Genomic DNA, 22571 nt, shown 5'->3' with positions numbered 1-22571 from the left:
ATGAACAAGGCCTTACGGCGCCTTCTGGGCGCCGCGCTCGTCCTTGGCGTCACCGCAGCCGGTGGCGGCCTCTTTCTCACGCAAGGCTGGCATGCCGTGCTGGCCGACGATACGCCGGCCCCGGCGGCGCAGGCCCCCAGCGCCGTTCCTGTCTCCGTGGCGACGGTGGAGCGCCGCGAGACCGGCCTGTGGAATGAATTCTCCGGCCGGCTGGAAGCGGTTGAGCGGGTGGATATCCGCTCGCGCGTGTCTGGCGCGGTGCAGTCGGTGCATTTCCGCGAGGGCGGGCTGGTCCGCAAGGGCGACCTGCTCATCATCATCGATCCCGATCCCTACAAGGCGGAGGTCGCCCGGCTGCAGGCCGAGGTGGCGGCGGCGGAAACCCGCGTCTCCTTCGCCCGCAAGGAGCGTGACCGCGCGCAGCAGCTCCAGCAGTCCAACCGCGGCACGATCTCGCAGAGCGTCGTCGATCAGCGGGTCAGCGCCTATACCGAGGCGGTGGCCAACCTGCGCGCCGCCCAGGCCGGGCTGCAGGCGGCCCAGCTCAATCTCGGCTATACCGAGATCAAGGCGCCGGTCTCCGGCCGCGTCGGCAAGCTGGAGATCACCGTCGGCAACCTCGTGGCCGCCGGTCCCGGCGCGCCGGTGCTGACCAATCTGGTGTCGGTCGATCCGATCTATGCCGGCTTCGACGTGAATGAGCGGATCGTCAGCGCGTCGCTGCACGATCTGGCCGCCCAGGGCACGCCAGGCGCCATCGATCGCATTCCCGTGCAGATGGGCACCATTGGCAGCGGCGGCACCGACCATACCGGCCAGCTGCAGCTGATCGACAATGCCGTCGATGCCCGCAGCGGCACGGTGCGCGTGCGGGCCCAGTTCGACAATTCCCAGGGGCTGCTGATGCCGGGCCAGTTCGTGCGGCTGCGCATGGGCGAGGCCAAGGCCGATTCGCTGCTGGTGATCTCCGAACGGGCCATCGGTACCGACCAGGACAAGAAGTTCGTGCTGGTGGTCGATGGTGAGAACAAGGTGGGCTATCGCGAGGTGGCGCTGGGTGCCTCCACCGAGGACGGGCTGCGCGTCGTCACCTCCGGGCTGGAAGCCGGCGAGCGCATCGTCGTGAACGGCCTGCATCGGGTGCGGCCGGGCGCGGTCGTCGCCCCGCAGATGGTCAGCATGTACAATCCTTCCAAGCCTGCCGGCAGCACATCGGTGGCGCAGCGCTAAGCGCTGCGTCAGCCGGGCTGCGGGGCGGAGTCTGTTTTCATGAATATCTCCAAATTCTTCATCGACCGTCCCATTTTCGCGGGCGTTCTGTCGGTCCTGATCTTTGTGGCCGGCCTGATCGCGCTGCGCTCCATGCCGGTGTCGGAATATCCCGAGGTGGTGCCGCCGCAGATCGTGGTGCGTGCCAATTATCCGGGCGCCAATCCGCGCGTCATCGCCGAGACGGTGGCCACCCCCATCGAGGAGGCGATCAACGGCGTCGAGGACATGCTCTATATGAGCAGCCAGGCGACCACCGACGGGCTGATGACGCTGACCGTCACCTTCAAGCTGGGCACCGACCCGGACAAGGCGCAGCAGCTGGTGCAGAACCGCGTCTCACAGGCCGAGCCGCGCCTGCCGGAGGAGGTACGCCGCCTTGGCATCACCACGGTGAAAAGCTCACCTGACCTGATGATGGTCGTGCATCTGCTGTCGCCGAATGACCGCTATGACATGACCTATCTGCGCAACTATGCCGTCCTCAATGTGAAGGACCGGCTGGCGCGTATCGACGGTGTCGGCGATGTGCAGCTGTTCGGCTCCGGCGACTATTCCATGCGCATCTGGCTCGACCCCGACAAGGTGGCGGAGCTGGGCCTGTCGGCCAGCGATGTGGTGAACGAGATCCGCGCGCAGAACGTGCAGGCCGCCGCCGGCGTGGTGGGCGCGTCGCCCAGCGTGCCGGGCATCGATTTGCAGCTTTCGGTGAACGCACAGGGCCGCCTGGAAACCGAGGAGGAATTCGGCGAGATCATCGTGAAGTCCGGCGCGGACGGGCAGGTGACCCGGCTGAAGGACATCGCCCGGGTCGAGATGGGCGCGGCGGAATATGCGCTGCGCTCGCTCCTGAACAACAAGCCGGCGGTCGCCGTGCCGGTGTTCCAGTCGCCCGGTTCCAACGCCATCGAGATCTCCGACCAGGTCCGCGTGGTGATGGACGAAATCCAGCAGAACATGCCGGAAGGCGTGGAATACCAGATCGTCTATGACACCACGCAGTTCGTGCGCGCCTCCATCGACGCGGTGGTGATGACGCTGCTGGAAGCCATCGTGCTGGTGGTGCTGGTGGTGATCCTGTTCCTGCAGACCTGGCGCGCCTCGATCATCCCGCTGCTGGCGGTGCCGGTCTCCATCGTCGGCACCTTCGCGGTGATGTATGTGTTCGGCTTCTCGATCAACGCGCTGACTCTGTTCGGGCTGGTGCTGGCCATCGGCATCGTGGTCGATGACGCCATCGTCGTGGTGGAGAATGTCGAGCGCAACATCGAGGAGGGGCTGACCCCGATCGAGGCGACCTACCGCGCGATGCGCGAAGTGTCCGGCCCGATCATCGCCATTGCGCTGGTGCTGGTGGCGGTGTTCGTGCCGCTGGCCTTCATCACCGGCCTGACCGGCCAGTTCTACAAGCAGTTCGCGCTGACCATCTCGATCTCCACCATCATCTCGGCGATCAACTCGCTGACGCTGTCGCCGGCGCTGGCGGCGCTGCTGCTGAAGTCGCACCACGCGCCGAAGGATGCGCTGAGCCGCGGCATGGACAAGCTGTTCGGCTGGCTGTTCCGGGGCTTCAACCGGGCCTTCAACCGCGGCTCCAACGCCTATGGCAACGGTCTGCGCGGCGTGATCTCGCGCAAGACGCTGATGATGGCAGTCTATCTGCTGCTGGTCGGATTGACCGTCGGCCTGTTCAGGAGCGTGCCGGGCGGTTTCGTGCCGGGCCAGGACAAGCAGTATCTGGTGGGCTTCGCGCAGCTGCCCGACGGCGCCACGCTGGACCGCACGGAAGAGGTGATCCGGCAGATGGGTGAAATCGCCCTGCAGCAGCCGGGCGTGCGCGACGCCATTGCCTTTCCCGGCCTGTCGATCAACGGTTTCACCAACAGTTCCAATTCCGGCATCGTGTTCGTCGGGCTGGACGATTTCCACCTGCGCAAGGACCCGGCGCTGGGCGGCAACGCCATCGCCATGCAGCTGAACCAGAAGTTCGCCGGCATCGAGGAGGCGTTCATCGCCATGTTCCCGCCGCCGCCGGTGCAGGGGCTTGGCACCATCGGCGGCTTCAAGCTGCAGCTGGAGGACCGCACCGGCCAGGGCTATGCCGCGCTGGACCAGGCGACCAAGGCCTTCGTCGCCCGCGCCTACCAGACGCCGGAGCTGGCCGGCATCTTCTCCAGCTATCAGGTGAATGTGCCGCAGCTCTATGCCGATATCGACCGCACGCGAGCCCGCCAGCTGGGCGTCTCCGTGACCGATGTGTTCGAGACGCTGCAGATCTATCTGGGGTCGCTCTATGTGAATGATTTCAACAAGTTCGGCCGTACCTATTCGGTCCGTGTGCAGGCTGATGCGGAATATCGTGCGCGGGCCGAGGATATCGGCCGGCTGCAGGTCCGCTCCAGCAATGGCGAGATGGTGCCGTTGTCCGCCGTGCTGCGGGTGAAGGAGGCGGCGGGGCCGGAACGCGCCATGCGCTATAACGGCTTCCTGTCAGCGGATGTGAATGGCGGGGCCGCGCCCGGCTATTCCACCGGCGAGGCGCAGGCCGCCATCGACCGGATCGCCGCCGAGACGCTGCCGCCGGGCATGGCCTATGAATGGACGGAGCTGACCTATCAGGAAATCCTGGCTGGCAATTCCGCCATCCTGGTCTTCCCGCTGGCCATCCTGCTGGTGTTCCTGGTGCTGGCCGCGCAGTACGAGAGCCTGACCCTGCCCATCGCCATCATCCTGATCGTGCCGATGGGGCTGCTGGCGGCGATGGCGGGCGTGTGGATCAGCGGCGGCGACAACAACGTCTTCACGCAGATCGGATTGATCGTGCTGGTCGGGCTGTCGGCGAAGAACGCCATCCTGATCGTGGAGTTTGCCCGCGAGCTGGAACTGTCCGGCATGAAGCCGGTGGAGGCCGCCATCGAGGCCAGCCGGCTGCGCCTGCGGCCGATCCTGATGACCTCGCTGGCCTTCATCATGGGCGTGGTGCCGCTGGTGATTTCCAGCGGCGCGGGGGCGGAGATGCGCCAGGCCATGGGCATCGCCGTGTTCTCCGGCATGATCGGCGTGACCTTCTTCGGCATCTTCCTGACGCCGGTGTTCTATGTGCTGCTGCGCCGTCTGGCGGGCAACCGTCCGCTGAAGCATGTCTGCGGCCCGGTGGCCGGGCCAGGGCACAGCCTGCCGCCGTCCGATCAGACTGTCTGAGATTAATCCGGGGCCGGCTAGCGCCCCGGATTACTCATACACGCGCTGACGCTGGCGGTGGGTCAGCAGCACGAACAGCGCCACCGCCAGGATGAAGCCAGCCAGCGCCCGGAACACGGTGCCGTAGGACAGCAGCTCCAGCATGGCGCCGGTCGCAATCGGGCCGATCACCTTGCCCAGATTCTTCATCGTACCGTACATGCCGAGCCCAAGGCCGGTATGGCTGGCGGAGACCGCGTTGCCGACCAGCGCCACGGTGGAGGGGAAGATCAGCCCCTGGGCGATGCCGCTCAGCACCGCGACGGTGACCAGCTCCGCCCCGGTCGTCGTTGTCGGCAGCAGCAGCAGGGCGGCCCCCAGCACCGCCATGCCGCCGGAGATCGCCGGCAGGTAGCCGCGCCGGTCGCCCAGCCGCCCGCCGATGGGCCGGGTCAGCATGTGCGCGGCCTCCTGCACGGTGAAGAACAGGCCGGCGGCCAGCACGCTGAATCCTGCCTCCTGCACCGCGAAGATCGGCAGGAAGGCCTTCAGCCCGTAGGTCACGCAATAGACCGTCACCTCAAGGCAGCTGGCGAACCACAGCTCAATGCGGCTGGCGGCATGGCTGAAGCCGGTGGCGAGCTGCCGCCACAGGCTGGGCCGATGTTCCCGCTGCGCCTGTAGTGGCGTGTCCGTATGCGTCATGAAGGCGACGGGAATGAAGGCAAGGCAGCTGAGCGCGCCGATGATGGTGAACACCTGCTCCGGCGGCATGATGGTCAGCAGCCAGCCGGTGATGGCGGGCGCGAAGAAATAGCCGCCCGACCGCGCCATCTCGAACCAGCCGAGCCGGGTGGCCCGTTCCTCCCGCCCCATCTCGATGATGTAGGCCAGCGTGACCGGCCCGAAGATGGCAGTCGCGGTGCCGTGGAACAGCCGCAGCACCAGCAGCTCGTCCGGCGTCGTCACGAACTGGTAGAGGAAGGGCGTGCCGGCGAACACCGCCAGCGCCAGCCACAGCCACAGCCGGCGGCCCCAGCGGTCCGACAGGGCGCCGATCATAGGCTTCAGCAGCATGCCGGTTACCGTGGACACCGCCACGATGCTGCCGATCAGCATCTGCCCGGCGCCGATGGCCGCTGCGAACAGCGGCAGCACCGGCGTCTTGCCCATCTGATAGGCGGTGCGCAGGATGAAGTCGGCACCGAACAGGCGCCAGAAGCTCGCCGGCTGTCTCAGCATGGCCTGTCCGGTTCCTTCCCCGCCGTGCCTCAGGCCGATAGGTGCGCGATGCCGGCTTTCTGCGCCGCCGCATTCACCGCCGCCACATCACCCTTCACCAGCGCGTCGAGCTTTGCCAGTTCGGCATCGACCTTGCCGATGATCTCTTCCGAGACCTCGCGGGCCTGCTTGGTGGGCGCGGCATCGGCGATGGCCACGACATTGATGAGATCGACCAGCGTATCGTCGAGGCCGGCCGGGTTGCGCAGCACGTCGCGCGAGCCTTCCCGCCTGATATCGACCAGCACGCCTTCGATGGCTTCCAGCTTGCCGATCAGCCCGGCCGCCTGGTCCGCCAGCCCGCTGCCATTGGCGCGGCCTTTGATGTCGGTGGCCTGGCGTTTCAGCAGGCGGATGCGGTTCACCGTGCCATTCAGCCGCGACAGGCAGTCATGCAGCTGCTTGTGCAGGTCGAACTGCGCGGCGAAATCTGCCGGCTTGGTGCTGACGCGCGGGTCCTTCTCGATGGTGAAGCTTTCGCTCTGCGTCTTGCCGGCAGCTTCCAGCGTGACGCTGTAGCTGCCCGGCACCACCGGCGGGCCGGCCGGCGGCTCGCCATTGCCGGCCAGCGGCTTCACCGCCTGTCCGCGCAGCGCATCGTCGATCTTCACCGCCGCCGGGTACTTCATGTCCCAGATGAAGCGGTTCAGGCCCGCCTTCGTGCCGGGCTTGCGCGCCGGGTCGGCATCCTTGTCGTCGCTGGCGAAGCTGGCGATCTCCGCTCCCTTGGCATCGCGGAAGCTGAGCCGCACCGGTCCGTCCGCATCCTTGTCCAGCCAGTAATAGACGATGGCGCCCTGCGGCGGATTCTCGCCGACATCCAGATGCAGGCGCTGCTTCGTGCCGTCGGGCAGCGTCACATTCTCGGTGCTGCCGGAAATGCCGAAGGCCGGGCCGTAGCTGATGCCGTCGCGGCCATGGCGGCCGGCACTCCACACCAGCTTGCTGCGGATCGACGGACGCGGCGCGAAAAGCTGCGCGCCCTTCGGCTGGGCTGGCAGCTTCCGCAGCGGAGTCACATCGTCCAGGATCCAGAAGGACCGGCCATGCGTGGCGACCACCAGATCGCCGTTCTTCACCTTGATGTCGTACACCGGCACGACCGGGAAGCCGCCGCCCATGCGGGTCCAGTGCGCGCCATCGTCCAGGCTGTAGAAGATGCCGGTCTCGGTGCCGGTATAGAGCAGCCCGGCACGCACCGGGTCGGCCCGCAGGACGCGGGTGATCTCGCCATCGGGCAGGTCGCCGGTGATCTTCTTCCAGCTCTTGCCGCCATCGTTGGAGCGGAACAGGTAGGGCTTGTAGTCGGCCAGCTTGTAGCAGGTTGCCGAGACATAGATCGTGTCGGCATCCAGCTCCGACACCTCGACACTGCCGACATAGGCCAGCTCCGGCATCTCCTTTGGCGTCACATTCTGCCAGTTCTTGCCATCGTCGCGCGTGACATGCACGAGGCCGTCATCGGTAGAGGCCCAGATCTCGCCCTTGCGGTGCTTCGATTCGTACAGGCTGGCGCAGGTCGCATAGGTCTCGGCACCGGCGCTGTCGCGGGTCAGCGGGCCGCCGGAATAATCCTGCTTCGACGGATCGTTGCGGCTGAGGTCGGGGGAAATCTCCTCCCAGCTCATGCCCTCGTCGCGGGTGCGGAACACATGGTTGCCGCCGGCATAGAGCGTGCCGCTGTCGTGCGGCGAGAACAGGATCGGGTAGGTCCAGGCAAAGCGGTAGCGCATGTCCTTCGGCGCGATGCCTGTCGATTCCTCCGGCCAGACATTGATCAGCTGCATCTGCCGCGTGCGGTGGTCATAGCGCTGCAGCGCGCCGCTGCCGCCGGGGCTGGAGCCGATGGCGCCGATATAGACGATGTTGGCATCCTCGGGGTGCACGGCGATGAAGCCGCTTTCGCCGGTGCCCGGATAGCTGCAGTCAGCCAGCGTGATGACGCCCCATTCCGAGGCGCTGGGCACCGAGATGGAGGTATTGTCCTGCTGCGTGCCATAAACGCGGTAGGGGTACTGGTTATCGACATCCAGCCGGTAGAACTGGGCGGTCAGCTGGTTGTAGATCGACGACCAGCTGTCGCCGCCATTGAAGGAAACGCAGGCGCCGCCGTCATTGCCCTCGATCATCCGCTTCGGGTTGGCGGGGTCGATCCACAGATCGTGATTGTCGCCGTGCGGCGTGGTCACTTCCGTAAAGTTCTGCCCGCCATCGGTCGATTTCCACATCTGGAAATTGGTCACATAGAGCGTGTCGGCATGGCCGGGATCGGCGAACACATGGGTGTAGTACCAGGGCCGGTGCATCAGGTCGCGGTTGCGGCTGACCTGCGTCCAGGTGCTGCCGTAATCGTCGGTCCGGTAGAGGCCGGTCTTGCTGCCTTCGGCTTCGACCAGGGCATAGACCCGCCCGGCCTTCGCCGCCGAGACGGAGACGCCGACCTTGCCCAGCAACCCGCCGGGGAAACCGGATTTCTCGGTCACTTCCTCCCAGCTGTCGCCGCCATCGAAGGAACGGAACAGCCCGCTGCCCGGCCCGCCGCTGGTCAGGTTCCAGAAGCTGCGCCGCGCCTGCCAGAAACAGGCGAACAGGATGCGCGGATTGTTCGGATCCATCGACAGATCGACCGCACCGGCATCGGGGCCGCGATACAGAATCTTCTCCCAGCTCTCGCCGCCATCGCGCGAGCGATAGACGCCGCGATCCTCATTGGCGCCGAAGGCATCGCCCAGCGCCGCGACATAGAGCAGGTTGGGGTCGCTCGGATGCACGCAGATGCGGCCGATATGGCGGGTGCCGGCAAGGCCCATATGGCGCCAGCTGCGTCCGGCATCGGTGGAGCGGTAGAGACCGTCGCCATAGGAGACGTCGATGCGGATCGTGGTCTCGCCGGTGCCGGCATAGACGACGTTGGAATCCGACCGCGCGACGGCCAGCGCGCCGATGGTGGCGCTGGACAGGAAGCCGTCGGTGACACAGCGCCAATAGACGCCGGCATCCACGGTCTTCCAGACGCCACCGGCGCAGGCCCCGAAATAGAAGGTCATCGGGTCGTTGGCATCGCCTGCCACCGCAACCACGCGCCCGCCCCTGGACGGACCGATGCAACGCCACTTCATGGCATCCAGCATTCCGGACGCCGCCCCCGTATCGTGAGCCATTCCTGTTCCCCGTCGCTGATTGTGTCGCTGATTATCGAATGAAGAGTCGAGACGATGTTTGAGGCTTTGTTGCAATCCTTGCGCGGTTGGAATTGCAAATGCAAGCGGGGGTGGGACCGCTGGCCCGGATGGCTGATCTGCGTTGCTGGGCTTGAGGCGGGGAATGGATTGGCGTGGCGTCAAGGAAGTGATAATCACTCGCATTGAAGTGCAATGCATGATGGCACGCGCAGGGGAAATCGTCTTTTGGCTGGCAATCCGGACAGGCTGGATCTGTTCCTGGCGCATCGCGGTGCGCTGCTGAACTATGCCAGCAGGATCGTCGGCGACCGCGCCCAGGCCGAGGATGTCGTGCAGGAGGCCTTCCTGCGCTTCGATGCCGCGCCGGCGGAGCAGGAAGCCGGCGGGCAGGGAGTGAGTGAGCCGCTGGCCTATCTGTACCGGATCGTGCGCAACCTCTCCCTCGATTTCCGCCGCCGGCTGAGCCGGGAGCGCGACCGGCAGGCGCCCGATCCTGAGGAGAGCATGGGGCAGCTTGGCGCGGACAGCCCGTCGCCGGAAACGGTCGTGGGCGCGCGCGGCGAACTTAGGCTCGTCATGCAGGCGATGGCCGAACTGCCGGAGCGCACGCGCACCGCGCTGGAGATGCATCGCTTCGGTGGTTGCAGCCTGCGGGAGATTGCGGCTCGCCTCGATATCTCTGTCGGCCTCGCGCACAGCCTGGTCACCGATGGGCTGGAGCATTGCCGCGCCCGGCTTTATCCGAAAGCCCGCCAGCAAGATCCAAATGGCAATGACTGAACGGTGCCGTGGGCTGGAACGTCTATGACTCAGCAGGATAGCCGCCGCGCCGGAATGACGGCGCCAGCCAGGGAGGATCGGATGCAGCCGTCGAAGGCCAGCGACTGGATGGTCGCGTTGCTGGATGCGCCTGAAGATGAGGCGCTGCACGCCGATTTCGAGCGCTGGCTGGCCGCCGATCCTGCCCATGCCCGCGACTGGGAGGAAATCGCTCATACCCACGCAGTGATGGGCCTCGCCACGCCCCGGCACCGCGCGGCGTGGTCGGGGAGGGGAGGCACCCCCGAAGAGGCCGCGCCAGTTGCCACTGGGGGCAAAATCGTTTCCTTTCCCCAGCGCCGCCGGGCGCTGGCCCTCATGGCGGCGGCGATGGCGGCCTGCCTTGCGGTCATCCTTCTGCCCGATGCCGCGCTGCGGCTGAATGCCGATCACATCAGCCCGCGCGGTCAGGTCACGACGCTGACGCTGGCCGATGGCAGCCGAGCCCAGCTGGCGCCGGAAAGTGCGGTCGCGCTCGATTTCACGGGCGGCCGGCGCATTGTCACGCTGCTTGCCGGACAGGCCTTTTTCGAGGTGACGCCGGACCCGGCGCATCCCTTCCGGGTGTTGGCCGGCGGGGTCGAGGCGAAGGTGCTCGGCACCGCCTTCGAGGTCCGCGATATGCGGGATGTCATCGGCGTCGCCGTGCGGGAGGGCAAAGTCAGCGTCACCGATGCCGCCGAGACGGCGGTGCTGACGGCAGGCGGCTGGGTACGCGTCGGACCGGACGGCAAGCGCGCGCAGGGCCGGATGAATCCGCAGGAAGTCGCGGCCTGGCGGGACGGGCGGCTGATCGCCCGCGACATGCCGGTGGCAGAGGCGGTGGCGGAACTGCGCCCCTATTATAAGGGCGTCGTCATCCTGCGTGGGGATGGCCTCGCCCGGCAGCCGCTGACCGGCGTGTACAGCCTGACCGACCCGGACGCCGCCTTCGCGGCCATCGCCGAGGCGCAGGGTGCACGCCTGTACCGGCTGTCCCCCTGGATCACAATTATCTCCGGAAGCTGATAAAAATCCGGACCTCTGCAGTTTTTTCTGAACAGCGGTCCGCGCGCCATCGTCCTTAAGTCAGAAACTAACATTGCGTCGTATTCGCAAAGGGGGCGGATCGGCGCTTTTCCGCTGTTCATGGGGGAGCGAAGGCGATGACGGGTCATATCCGGGCAAGGAACAATTCGACGGGACGGGCGGCACTGCTGGCGGCGCTGGCGTTCAGCACGGCCATCGGCATGGCGCTGGCGGTACCGGGTGCTTCACAGGCGCAGACATCAGGGGCGGTCGCCCAGGTCGAACAGCGCCGTTTCGACATTCCGGCCCAGCCGCTGGCGCAGGCGTTGCCCGCCTTCGGCCAGCAGGCCGGCATCCAGGTATCGGCCCATGGCGATGTGGTGCGCGGCGCCGCGACAAAGGGCGTCAGCGGCACCATGACGGCGGAGGCGGCGCTGCAGCGGCTGCTGGCCGGTACTGCACTTGGCTACCGCATGACCACCAGCGGGGCGGTGATCCTGGCGCAGCCGGAGAGCAGCTCTTCCGCCACCATGCTTTCCCCTGTGGTGGTCGAGGGCGCGGCCTCGGCGGACCCCCATGCCGGGGCCGCGGACCGCGCCAATTCCATCACCATCGGCCGGGAAGAGCTGGAACGCCGTAATCCTGGCTCGATGAAGCAGGTCTTCGCCGGCGAGGCCAGCGTATCGGTCGGCGGCGGCCAGCCGATGAGCCAGAAGGTTTATGTCCAGGGCGTTGAGGAAACCAACCTCGCGGTCAGCATTGACGGCGCCCGGCAGAACAATAAGGTGTTCCACCATAATGGCACCAATTTGATCGACCCGGCGCTGCTGAAGTTGGCGCGCGTCGATCCGGGCGTCGCTCCAGCCGATGCCGGGCCGGGCGCGCTGGGCGGCTCGATTGTTTACGAGACGGTGGATGCCGGTGACCTGCTGAAGCCGGGCCAGTCGGTCGGTGGTTTCGTCGGTACAGAATACAACACCAATGGCGACATGCTGGCCTTCAGCGGCTCTGCCTATGCGCGGCATGAAGGGTTCGAGGTGCTGGGCTTCTACAAGGATGCCGATGGCAGCAACTACAAGGATGGCGACGGCAACTCCGTTGAGGGAACCGGTGCCGGCCTGCAGAGCGTGCTGGGCAAGCTGGGCTATGAGAGCGAGTCCGGCCACCGTTTCGAGGTTTCGGCCGAGCAGGTGCATGACGAGGCGGTGCGCCCGTTCCGCGCCAATATCGGCCGGCTGACCAACCGCAATGAGGGCGTTCGCGTCTATGATTTGAAGCGCCAGAACTTCGTGTTCAACTATTCCACCCCGCACGCCGATGGGCTGTTCGACCCGAAGGTAGTCCTCGGCTTCGGTCGCACCGAGCTGGGCGTACCCACCCCCTATGGCAGTGCCGGCGTGACCAGCAGCCTGTCCGGCAAGGTGGAGAACGACTTCAACCTCAGCCCTGGCAACACCGTGACCGTTGGTGTGGATTTCTACGATGACGAGGCGGAATACAGCGACCCGACAGTGACGATCCGCGAGGCCGCCACCAATGTCGGCGCCTATGCGCAGGCCCGGCTGACCCCCATCGACCGGCTGCGCCTGTCCTTCGGCGCGCGGGCCGACCGCCATGAGTTCGAGGGCGTGGACGGCAGCACGACCGATAATGACGGGCTCAGCGGCAATGCCTCGGCGGCCTATGACGCCACCGACTGGCTGACGCTGAAGGCAGGATATTCCCGCGTGTTCGGCGGCGTGGCGCTGGCCGAGAACTTCATCCTGAACGAGAACTGGACCTATACCGGCGGCATCGAGGCGGTGCGCTCCGAGAACGTCAATCTCGGCTTCGAGACCCACTATAAAGGCTTCACCTTCGGGGCCGGTATCTTCCGAAGCGACTTCGACAATGCCCGCAATGAGAGCTATGGCGGCGGGGCAGCACTGACCGCCGATTTCGAGACCGAGGGCTATAACCTCTCGGTCGGCTACAATTGGGGCCCTGGCTTCGCGCGGCTGACCTATACCGACACGGATTTCGAGATCAACGGCGAGCCCGGCGATTCCGATCTCGGCCAGTATCTCGGCACGCCGGTCGGGCAGATCTTCGCGCTGGAGGTGGCGCACAGCTTCCAGTCCATCGGGCTGATGGTTGGCGGCACGCTGGACGCGGCGCTGAAGAATAACGATCCGGAGGCCGCCGGTCTGCGACCGCTCGACAGCTATGAGGCGGTCGGTCTCTACGCCCAGTACACCCCGCCCTCGATGCAGTATCTGACCTTGCGGGCGGAGGCGAACAACATCTTCGACGAGACCTATGCCGACCGCGCCACCTATGGCCAGGAATTCGGCAATGTCGTCCCGCTCTATGAGCCGGGCCGGTCCTTCCTGGTGAAGGCCAAGCTGACCTTCTGAGGGCCTGACAAACTGCCTGCCGCCGCGACAGGAGTGTTTCCAGTGGCGGCGGCAGCGGGCAATTCATGCTGGCGTGCCCTCCGTGCCAGCGGGTAGGGTGCAGCCTCATTGACCGGCTGGCCGCATGCTGCCGGTATGTGCTTGCGTTGCCCGTGAGGTGCTGGTGCCTATCGACTCCGACAAAGCCGTTCACACGCCCGGCGGGGAGCAGGGGCTGTGATCGGCCGGCTGATCCAGAACAACCTCGCCTGGTCGGTCAACCGGCAGAAGGGCGATCCCGACTATTTCCGCCGGCTGGCCGCGCAGCAATCGCCGGAGTTCCTGTGGATCGGCTGCGCCGACAGCCGGGTGCCGGCGAACGAGATCGTCGGGCTGGACCCGGGCGAGCTGTTCGTGCATCGCAACATCGCCAATCTGGCGATCCCGACCGACATCAACTTCCTGTCGGTGCTGGCCTTTGCGGTGAATGCGCTGAAGGTGCGCCACATCATCGTCTGCGGCCATTATGGCTGCGGCGGCATCCGGGCCACGCTGAAGCGCGAGAAGCACGGCATCGTCGATCACTGGCTGGAGCCGGTGCGCGAGGTACAGCGCCAGCATGCCGAGCGGCTGGAGGCCATCGGCAACCCCGATGACCGGGCGAACGCGCTGTGCGAGTACAATGTCATCCGCCAGGTCGGCAATGTCGCGGCGACCGTCACCGTGCGCGATGCCTGGGAGCGTGGCCAGGACCTTGCCATCCATGGCTGGATCTATGGCCTGTCGGACGGGCTGGTGCGCGATCTCGATGTCACCGTGACCGGCCCAGCCGGGGCGGAGCGACCCTAGCGCCTATCCATAGAAGCCGGCGTCGATATCGGCGGCGGTGAGCTGGCTGATGCCGAGCAGGGTGATGGTCGCACCAGCGACGGTCAGCACCACGCCGGCATCGGTCACCGTCTGGCTGGCGATGGCGGCCTCCAGCTCCGCCAGTGTCGCATTCTCCACCGCCAGCACATCCACGCCCTGCTCAAAGTCTGTGATGGTGGGCGTCAGCACGGCATTCGGGAAGGCCGGGTTGAAACCCTTCAGGAAGAATTTGTCCGCGCCGGCACCGCCGGTCAGCGTGTCGTTGCCCATGCCGGAATAGAGCACATCGTCGCCACCGCCGCCGGCGATGGAATCGTGACCTTTGCCGCCGCGGATCGTGTCGCTGCCCTGGCCGCCGATGATGGTGTCGCTGCCCTCATTGCCCTGCGCCCAGTTGTCGCCGCCGCCGCTCATATCGATGATGTCGTTGCCACCGCGGCCGGAAAGGATGTCGTTGCCGGCGCCGCCGCTGATCGTGTCATTGCCGATATTGCCGGTCAGGATGTCAGCGCCGCCGCCGCCAATCAGTTCGATCGGCTCCGGCCCGTTATGGATGGTCACCTTGTCGGGATCGGGCGGCGGCGGGGGCGGCGGCGGGACAGCAATAGCACTGGCCGTCAGCACCACATCATTGCCGTCGCCGCCAGCATAGCTGATCTTGAAGCTGTAGCCGCCGGAGGACAGGCTGGCGCCTTCGGCGAGGCCGGAGAAGGTACCGGTGACGACATCCACCCCGTCATTCTCGATGATGATATAGCTGTCGCCGTCAGTCGGTGTGTAGCCTAGATCGAGCGACAGGGTGGCGCCGCCGAGATCGACCGTGCCGGTGACGTCGATCTGGTCATGCTGGGTACCGGCGGTGGTGCCATCCAGCTCGAAGCTGGCGGTGCCGCCGGCCAGCAGGGTCAGGTCGCCGGTCTTCAGCGTGCCGGGGCTGCTGCCCGCCGCGATGGTGCCGCCGCTCTGTACGGTGACGGTGCCAGCCACCATGCCGGTACCGCCCAGCGTGCCGCCGGATGCCACGGTGACGGCGGAGCCGGCGGCCAGCGATCCCGTCACCGCCAGCGTGCCGGCCGAGATCATCGTCGTGCCGGTATAGGTGTTGGCGCCGCTCAGCGTCAGCGTGCCGGTGCCGATTTTGTATAGCGAGCCGGTGCCGGTGAATACATTTGCCATCGTCATGGCGATAGCGCTGGAGAGTTGCAGCGTGCCGGCATTGGCGATATTGCCGGTGATGACCGAGCCGGATTCCAGTGTCAGCTTGTTGACGCCGTCGGTGAATTCGATGGCGTTGGCGCGGGTCGTGCCGTCACCACCCAGCCCGCCGATGATCGTACCGCTGTTGGTCAAGGCCTGGCCGGCGCAGATGATGCCGGCGCCGCCCGTGCCATGCGCGCCGTCATCACCATCGACGCCGCCGCTTCCCCCTTCGCCACCGGCCCCACCCTGGATCGTGCCGGAATTGGTGATTGGAGTCGAGGAGTGGCCTGGGACGCAGTTTAACCCCACACCGCCATTGCCGCCGGCTCCACCAGTGCCGTCGCGAAACAATGTGCCGCCGCCATTGCCGCCATCGCCGCCGCGGACTGTGCCTTGATTCTCGATAGTGGAGTTGGCTGTACTCGATTGTATCCCATCCCCTCCATCACCGCCGGCGCCGCCATCCTCGAACAGGGGCGTGATAGTGCCGGGCAGACTGACAAAGCCCAGCGCCGACAGCGGCGTATCAGTGACGTCCGCCAAAGTGATGGTTTCGATGACACTGGTGTCCTGGCCGATGGTCAGCGTGTCGTTGGTGCCGGTCGTCGTGGCGCTGGCGGCGATGTTCGTGAATTCGACCTTGATCTTGGCGGCGACGTCCAAAAGGTTGTCACCGGTATTGATCGTGATCGTCTTCACGACGCCATCGATGGTGATTTGGAAGCTGTCGCCGTTGTTGATGTCGGCAAGGGTGGTTAGATCGGTGACATTGCCATTGATGCCCGAGGTGGTGCTGATGTTGCTCTTTGCATCGCCGGCAACCAGCCCGCGGCCATTGCCGCCATCGCCGCCGCTGCGCGCACCAGCGCTCGTAATCAGAAGGGAATTAGACGCGATAGAGAGCGAATCGTCACCGTCGGCACCGGCGTTGCCTACTGTACCGGTAAAACTCGACCCATTGGCACCGTTTGTGCCGGTCTGATCATTGCTAACAGTCACAACTGCCATGATTCCGCCTCTCCTTGGACGCAGCTCTAAGTGCGCGGTTGCGGAACCCATGGGGGAGGAAACCCGATAAGGAAACCCGACTTCCAAAAAAGACGAAAATTCCAATCTGCCGAATGATGCCTATCTGTAATTTCCGTCTAATTTGATTTTTCTGTCTGATATTCAAATGATGCGAATCGCCTTTCATTCTGGGCGATTTCGCAAATTATGTATTATCCCTGAAAGGCGATTGGCGGGTTGCGCTTGAATTCTGCTTCATGAGCCGCAAGTTTGATCTTCCAATGAATGGAAATTGGAAATTGCCGTTTCGCTGGTTCCGCCAGCGCCTTGCCCGCAACGCCAAAGCCTGATGAGCATCGATTTTCCGCAGAAGCTTCGCCTGATTCAGATCGTCACCGGCTGCGCGACCCAGAAGGAAATGTATGCCCGTTTCAAGGCGCTGAATCCGCACACCGGCTACGATCCGCAACGCGCCTACAAATGGCTGCAGGGGCGCTCCAGTCCGCGCGACATGTCGGTGTTCGAGGATATTGCCCGGTTGCTGGATCTGGATGTGCCCGGCGAGGCGGTTCGGAACAGCACCATCGGCGAGTTCCGCGCCCTGATAGAGGCCCGGCGGGGGCCATTGCCGGCGGAGGTGGCGCCTGCGGCCCTAGGCGTCGCTTTGCGTCTGCCGACCTATCTGGCGGGCCGTTTCCTGGCGATTGCCAGGGCCTGGGCGCCTGGCCGGCGCGATTGCCTGTTGGCGGGCATTCTGACCTTGACCCCAGATGCCACGCAGGGGATCGGCGTGCATTATGAGGAATATCTGCCGGCTGGCCGTCTGGCGGTCACCGGGGCCATGCAGCGGATTGGCCGCAGCGTGCGGGTCACGGCCATCAATGAAGAGGACGAGATTTTCATCGATTTTTGCCTGCAGATTCCGCCGGCGCCTGCCCGCATGCTCTATGGCATCCTGAGCGGTGCGGCGGTCCAGGATCTGGAAATGCGCCCGTCTTCCTGCAAGCTGATCGCCCTGCGCGCCGATGCCGTGCCCTTCGATACGCTGCGGGAGGTCAGCGGCTATCATCCCAACAGTCCGGAAGCGATAGGGGGCATGGCCCTGACTGCCGGGCTTGCCGCTGAGCAGGCGGCGATCTTCGGCGCGAAGGCGCATGTATTCCTGAATGCCGGTGAGCCCGGCTTGATCAACGTGACGCCGTCCGAACTGGCGCCGCTGATCGCCAGCGCCTATTCGCAGGCCTAAGGCCGCGCCGGCTGGCCCGCAAAAGCCTCCCAGGTGAGGCCGGGGCGATAGCGTCTCGTGATCCGGCCGTCCTCCAGCGCCAGCAGGTGCAGCCAGCCATTGTCGAACAGCTGCCGTACCCCGTCATGCCGGCGCAGGATGTCGGTGATCGCCTCGGCGGGTGCCTCGACCAGCACTGACAGGCGCAGCGCCTCATGCGCGGGCTTCTCGCCATCATGCACGGTCTGGACCGGCAGCCCGGGGCGCAGCAGCCCGCCATTGCCCTCGACGACACCGATGCCGCTGACGACATTGTGGATCAGCTTGTTGCCGCCGCCGAAGGTCTCTGGCGCGACGGTCGAGCCGTAATATTGCAGGCTGATCCAGCTGGCCACCACGACCGGCGCGGTCAGGATCAGTTCCAGCGTCGCGAAGCCCCTGTCCTGCCGCCAGTCATAGCTGTGCAGGAAGGCCCGGCCTTCAAGGTCACGCCCCGCCGTCACGGTCCGGGGCGCGGCGATGAAGGCGCCGCAGCCGGCAAGGCCCCATTCCGGCCGTACCTCGGCCCAGTCCGCCGCGCGACCGGCAAGGTTTTCGCCGGCAGCACCGGGCAGCCGCAGGGCACGCTCGGCCCGGGCCTGCCGTCCGGCGGCGGCGAGCCAGGCTTCCGCCTGCTTCAGGAGGTCCGCATGGCCGGGCGCCTCGCTGTCGCGGTACAGCGTGACGCTGTCCGTCACCGTGTCGTGCAGGCCGGCGACGAACAAAGTGTCCTGCGGCAGCGTAATCCCCAGCGCGGGCAGGCTGGCCCTGGTCTCCGGGTCATTCAGCAAGGCGGCGAGCAGGCGCGCGGAAACCTCGCCGGTCTGGCCGCTGCAGGCACCGCAATGATAGGCGCTCTGGTGCGGATTGTTGGTCACAGTGGCGCCGTGGCCGACCAGCAGCACCAGCCTTGCATGGTCTTCGGTCAGGCTCATCGCGCGCAGAACAGCGGCGGCCGTCTGCGCCTTCTGCGCTGCCGTCAGCCCATCCTCGAACCGTGGCAGCCGCTGCGGGGAGGTGGGCTGTCCGCCCAGCCCCAGCGCATCGCGGATCAGCTTGCCGCCATAGGCCGGGCCCGCCGCCTCGACGAAGGCGAAGGAGGAGACTGCCGCCTGCCGGAACCGACCCCAGGCCCGCCGCGCGCGTGCCGCGATCCGCGTTGCCGTTTCCTGCTGCGTGTCGCCATGGCTGGTCGTCGTCAGCGCCGGGTTCAGCAGGGCCGGCAGATGGGCCTGCGCCTCATCCGTCCCTTCCGGCCGATGCGCGACCGGCAGGCCGAAGAAGCCGGCGAAACCCAGTGTCTCGATCCCCTGATCCTGGCTTTCCAGCGCCCGGCGGATGATTTCGGAGCGGACATCGATGCAGAAGGCCGCCTGCAGCGTGGCGCGCCCCGGCTGTGCCGTCGGGCCGGAGAGCAGCCCGGCAAGCCGGCGCTGATGCGCGCGCTCGGCGGCGTCCTGCAGGATGGCGTCCAGCAGCTGATCCGGCGCCGGAACCAGTGGCGCGGCATGCGCCGTCACGGTCGCCTGCCAGTCGGTGGCGACCGCCGGAATTTGGGCCAGCAGCGCTTCTTCCCAGACCAGCCGGATCGCCAGCAGGTCGGTCAGGGTGGTGTCGGTGCCGCCCTTCAACTCGGCCTGCCACAGCAGCCAGCGCGCATGCTGGGGCCAGCCGCCCAGATCGAGCAGCAGCCGGTGGAAGGCCGTCTCCGCCGCTTCCGCCGGCAGGTCCAGCCGCTCGGCGGCCCGCAGGATGGCCCGGTCGGCGCTGTCGGGCGCCTCGGCCACATGGGCGCAGAAGCCTTCCAGCCCGGCAATCTCCGGCGTCAGGTCATGGGTCGCCCATTCCCGCCAGGCGGCGAAGGCACCATGGCCCGGACGCGGCGACCAGAGCGCCTGCCCCCGGTCGAAATGGCCAGCCGCCCAGAGCCCGATGCTGCGGGCGATGATCGCGGGCCAGTCGGTTCCGGTCGCACGGGCGGCCAGCATCGCCACGGTCGGCAGTGCCTCGGGGGCAGGGGCCGCCTCCCGCATCGCCGCCTTCAGCGCCGCCAGGTCGCGCGGCTTCGCGGGCGCCGGGCAGGCGGCCAGCGCAGCCGAAAGGTCTGCGTCGGTGATCTCGCCCGCCGTCACCTTCTGGGCCAGTTCCGCGCGCGGCTGGGTCAGGCTGATCCCGGCGGTGCGGGCGAGCCGGGCCGAGGCCTGCCCCAGATCCTCGCCCGTCTGGCCGAGAAAGGGGTTCACCGCCACGGTCGCATCCAGCGGAAAGGCCGGCGGGATGGCGCGTGCCGCCGCCTCGGCAGCCCCAAGGAGCTGCGCGGCCCGCGAGGGGGCGATCTGGTGATGCTTCAGGAACATCGGAACTCTCCCGGTTCAGGCGTTGCTGGAGGTCCGGAAGCCGCCGATCATGCGGTCCAGAAGCGCATTCAGGTAAAGCCCGTTCGCCAGATGCACCCGGAGCCCGGCGGTCGAGGGGTGATGCGCCCAGAGCGGGAACAGCGCCTGCGCGAAGGCGACAAGGCCGAAGGACAGCACCGCCAGCACGATCAGCGCCCATTCCAGCGACCCGGCGACCGGTGCTTGCGGCAGCCATGGCCCCCACACGGCCTGGGCGGCGACCTGGAAGCCGAAATAGGCCAGTGCGGTTACCAGCGAGGCGGTGGCCGTCCGCAGCGTCAGCGACCAGGGGGCGGCATCGGCCAGCCCCTGGGCGATCAGGTAGGACACGCCGAAGATCAGCATCGCCCCAAGCGCCAGCGCCTGCGGCGACTTCTCGCCCAGCAGCAGGGTGAACCCGGCCGCCACCGCGACATACAGCACCAGCGCCAGCGCGAAGGACCGGGCGACGGCCGCGAGATTCGGCACGGCGACCGGGCCGGGCTTGCGGATTGCATTCACCGCCTGCACCGCGCCGCCCGAGGACAGGAAGGCATGCGCCTTGTACAGCGAATGCGCCACGATATGCAGCAGCGCCAGCGGCCAGAGCCCCAGCCCGCATTGCAGCAGCATGAAGCCCATCTGCGCCACGGTGGACCAGGCCAGCGCCGTCTTCACCGCGCTTTGCGTCAACATCACCAGCGCCCCGAACAGGGCAGTGACCCCGCCGATCAGCACCAGCGCCGCCATCGCGCCGGGGCTGGCCTGCATCAGGCCGGACAGGGTGATCAGCAGCACCCCGCCGGAATTGATGATGCCGGCATGCAGCAGCGCGGAAACCGGCGTCGGTGCCTCCATCACTTCGGTCAGCCAGCCATGCACCGGCAGGGCGGCCGTCTTCAGCACCGCCGCGAGCACCAGCAGGCCCACGGCGATGACCGAAGGCGTCGATAGGTTGGTGGCCGCCGTCAGCACGGCGATGTCGGCCGTGCCGAAGCTTAGCCAGAGCAGGAGCGTCGCCAGCACCAGCGCCGCATCGCCGGCGCTCCAGACCCGGATGAACTTGGCGGCGGCGCGCCGTGCCTCCGCCCGTTCCGGATAGAACAGCAACAGCTGACGCAGGATGAGGCCGGTAGCGATAAAGCATACGGCCAGCACCCACAGGCTGGCGGCCTGCACCAGCAGCAGGACAGCCGCGATGGCGGCCAGCACCAGCCCGTGGAACCGGCCCTCGCGTGCCTCGCCATCGAGATAGCGGCGGGAATAGCGGATGACGACCCAGCCGACGAAGGCGACCAGAAGCGCCAGCGTCACGCTGATCGCATCGAGGCGGACCAGCGCCAGCCCTTCTATCGGACCGTCGGCCAGCAGCTGCCCCAGACCGCCCAGTATCAGCAGCAGGCTCGCCAGGCTTGCCGCCTCGGCTAGCAGGGGCAGCCGCCCGGGGCGGCGTCCGCAACGGAAGGCAAAGGGCAGGGCCGTCGCCAGGAGCACCAGCGGCGCCAGGGCCGTGAGCGGAAAGGCCGTAGAGAGGAGGCTGGTCATCGCTGGCTCCGTGAAGGGTGAATGGGGAGCCATGTACAGCTTGCTGTTAATTCAGAAAATTACATATATTGTGCCATTTAGTTCTATAATATCGAACAATGGCGCATCTGAACCTGCATCATCTCCGCCTGTTCCGGGCGGTTGCGAGCGATGGCACCCTCACCGGGGCTGCACGGACGCTGAACCTGTCGCAATCCGCGCTGTCCACACAGCTGCGCGCGCTGGAGGCGTCGCTGGGCCAGGATCTCTTCGAACGCCGGGGCCGTAGCCTTGTGCTGACGGAGGCCGGGCGCATCGCGCTCGATCATGCCGAGGCGATCTTCCGCACGGCCGACGACCTGACCGCGACCCTGCGGGAGACCGGGCGGGCGAGGCGCGCCCTGCGCATCGGGGCGCTTGCCACCCTGTCGCGCAATTTTCAGCTGCGCTTCCTGCAGCCCCTCATCGGGCGGGCTGATGTCGAGGTGATCCTGCGCTCGGGCGCGCAGGATCAGCTGCTGCGCGGGCTGGAGGGGCTGTCGCTCGATGTTGTGCTGACGAACCTCGCCCCGGCGCGGGATGCTGCCAGCCCGTGGCTGGTGCACCGGCTGGATGAGCAGCCCGTCGGGCTGATCGGCACCCCGGCGCGGCTTGCTGCCGAAAGGTGCACGCGCCCCTTGAAGGATTTGCTGGCGTCGGAGCCGCTGATCGTGCCGACGCCGGAAACGGGGCTGCGCGCCGCCTTTGACGCGCTGGCGTCACGGCTGGGTGTGACGCCGGTCTTTGCCGCGGAGGTGGATGACATGGCGATGATCCGCCTGCTGGCGCGCGCCGATGCCGGCCTCGCCATCATCCCGCCCATTGTCGTTAGGGACGAGCTGGCGGCGGGCACCCTGGTCGAGGCCGCCCGCCTGGACGGCATCAGCGAACCCTTTTTCGCCGTCACCCTACAGCGCCGCTATCCCAACCCGCTGCTCACGGAAGTGCTCGGTCCGAAGCAGGACGGGGGAAGCTGATCCGCACGTGGATAGCCCCGCCGCTAACGGCATCAGAAGCTGCTGATTTTTCAAGCAAGAAACTGGCGGAGGGAGCGGGATTCGAACCCGCGAAGAGCTATTAACCCTTACACACTTTCCAGGCGTGCGCCTTCAACCACTCGGCCATCCCTCCGGCCTGACGGGTGCCTGCCAGAGCGGCCCCGTTTGGAAGCGCCGCA

General features: G+C 66.6%; 13 protein-coding genes and 1 tRNA gene. 8 read left to right on the top strand and 6 right to left on the bottom strand.

Annotation, left to right across the window (positions count from 1 at the left end; all coding sequences use genetic code 11):
- On the top strand, positions 1-1230 hold the full coding sequence (locus P24_RS01175) for an efflux RND transporter periplasmic adaptor subunit (protein ID WP_008942852.1): 1230 nt from the start codon (positions 1-3) through the stop codon (positions 1228-1230).
- A 39-nt stretch (positions 1231-1269) separates the two neighbouring features.
- On the top strand, positions 1270-4470 hold the full coding sequence (locus P24_RS01170; RefSeq protein WP_008942851.1) for an efflux RND transporter permease subunit: 3201 nt from the start codon (positions 1270-1272) through the stop codon (positions 4468-4470).
- A gap of 30 nt (positions 4471-4500) precedes the next feature.
- Here P24_RS01170 and P24_RS01165 read toward each other — a convergent pair whose 3' ends face one another.
- Both P24_RS01165 and P24_RS01160 read right to left on the bottom strand, forming a co-directional pair.
- A complete protein-coding gene (locus tag P24_RS01165; protein WP_008942850.1) occupies positions 4501-5691 on the bottom strand; it encodes an MFS transporter in 1191 nt (396 codons plus the stop codon).
- A 29-nt stretch (positions 5692-5720) separates the two neighbouring features.
- Complete coding sequence (locus P24_RS01160; protein WP_040706049.1) at positions 5721-8891, bottom strand: WD40/YVTN/BNR-like repeat-containing protein; 3171 nt, start codon at positions 8889-8891, stop codon at positions 5721-5723.
- A gap of 246 nt (positions 8892-9137) precedes the next feature.
- Between P24_RS01160 and P24_RS01155 the strand changes: the two genes are divergently transcribed.
- The 4 genes from P24_RS01155 to P24_RS01140 all read left to right on the top strand — a co-directional run bounded on the left by P24_RS01155 (position 9138) and on the right by P24_RS01140 (position 13963).
- Entirely contained in the window at positions 9138-9692 is a 555-nt protein-coding gene (locus tag P24_RS01155) for a sigma-70 family RNA polymerase sigma factor (protein WP_008942848.1), read from the top strand.
- 81 nt (positions 9693-9773) lie between these two features.
- Complete coding sequence (locus P24_RS01150) at positions 9774-10739, top strand: FecR family protein (RefSeq protein WP_008942847.1); 966 nt, start codon at positions 9774-9776, stop codon at positions 10737-10739.
- Between the two features lie 137 nt (positions 10740-10876).
- Positions 10877-13135 carry a TonB-dependent receptor gene (locus tag P24_RS01145; protein ID WP_008942846.1) on the top strand — a complete coding sequence of 753 codons (2259 nt, stop codon included), beginning with the start codon at positions 10877-10879 and terminating at the stop codon, positions 13133-13135.
- 216 nt (positions 13136-13351) lie between these two features.
- Positions 13352-13963: a carbonic anhydrase gene (locus tag P24_RS01140; protein ID WP_008942845.1), complete on the top strand. Its 612-nt coding sequence runs from the start codon at positions 13352-13354 to the stop codon at positions 13961-13963.
- A 3-nt stretch (positions 13964-13966) separates the two neighbouring features.
- Here P24_RS01140 and P24_RS01135 read toward each other — a convergent pair whose 3' ends face one another.
- Positions 13967-16192 carry a beta strand repeat-containing protein gene (locus P24_RS01135; RefSeq protein WP_008942844.1) on the bottom strand — a complete coding sequence of 742 codons (2226 nt, stop codon included), beginning with the start codon at positions 16190-16192 and terminating at the stop codon, positions 13967-13969.
- Between the two features lie 349 nt (positions 16193-16541).
- On the opposite strand from P24_RS01135, the gene P24_RS01130 reads away from it, so the two are divergent.
- Positions 16542-17438, top strand: a complete 897-nt coding sequence (locus P24_RS01130; protein ID WP_008942843.1) for a hypothetical protein — start codon at positions 16542-16544, stop codon at positions 17436-17438.
- On the opposite strand, the gene P24_RS01125 is transcribed toward P24_RS01130, so the two are convergent.
- Both P24_RS01125 and P24_RS01120 read right to left on the bottom strand, forming a co-directional pair.
- Positions 17435-19813 (bottom strand): YbcC family protein, encoded by a 2379-nt coding sequence (locus P24_RS01125; RefSeq protein ID WP_008942842.1) that lies wholly within the window; start codon positions 19811-19813, stop codon positions 17435-17437. The two genes, P24_RS01130 and P24_RS01125, sit on opposite strands and share 4 nt — an antisense overlap.
- A gap of 15 nt (positions 19814-19828) precedes the next feature.
- Positions 19829-21376 (bottom strand): proton-conducting transporter transmembrane domain-containing protein, encoded by a 1548-nt coding sequence (locus P24_RS01120; RefSeq protein ID WP_008942841.1) that lies wholly within the window; start codon positions 21374-21376, stop codon positions 19829-19831.
- A gap of 98 nt (positions 21377-21474) precedes the next feature.
- Between P24_RS01120 and P24_RS01115 the strand changes: the two genes are divergently transcribed.
- Positions 21475-22371 carry a LysR family transcriptional regulator gene (locus P24_RS01115; protein WP_008942840.1) on the top strand — a complete coding sequence of 299 codons (897 nt, stop codon included), beginning with the start codon at positions 21475-21477 and terminating at the stop codon, positions 22369-22371.
- A 63-nt stretch (positions 22372-22434) separates the two neighbouring features.
- Here the strand turns inward: P24_RS01115 and P24_RS01110 are convergent.
- Positions 22435-22525, bottom strand: a tRNA-Ser gene (locus P24_RS01110).
- Positions 22526-22571: the final 46 nt, after the last annotated feature.

Source organism: Oceanibaculum indicum P24 (genome assembly GCF_000299935.1).
Taxonomy (GTDB): domain Bacteria; phylum Pseudomonadota; class Alphaproteobacteria; order Oceanibaculales; family Oceanibaculaceae; genus Oceanibaculum; species Oceanibaculum indicum.
The sequence above is the reverse complement of the archived record's forward strand: the minus strand, read 5'-3'. Positions and strand labels throughout refer to the sequence as shown.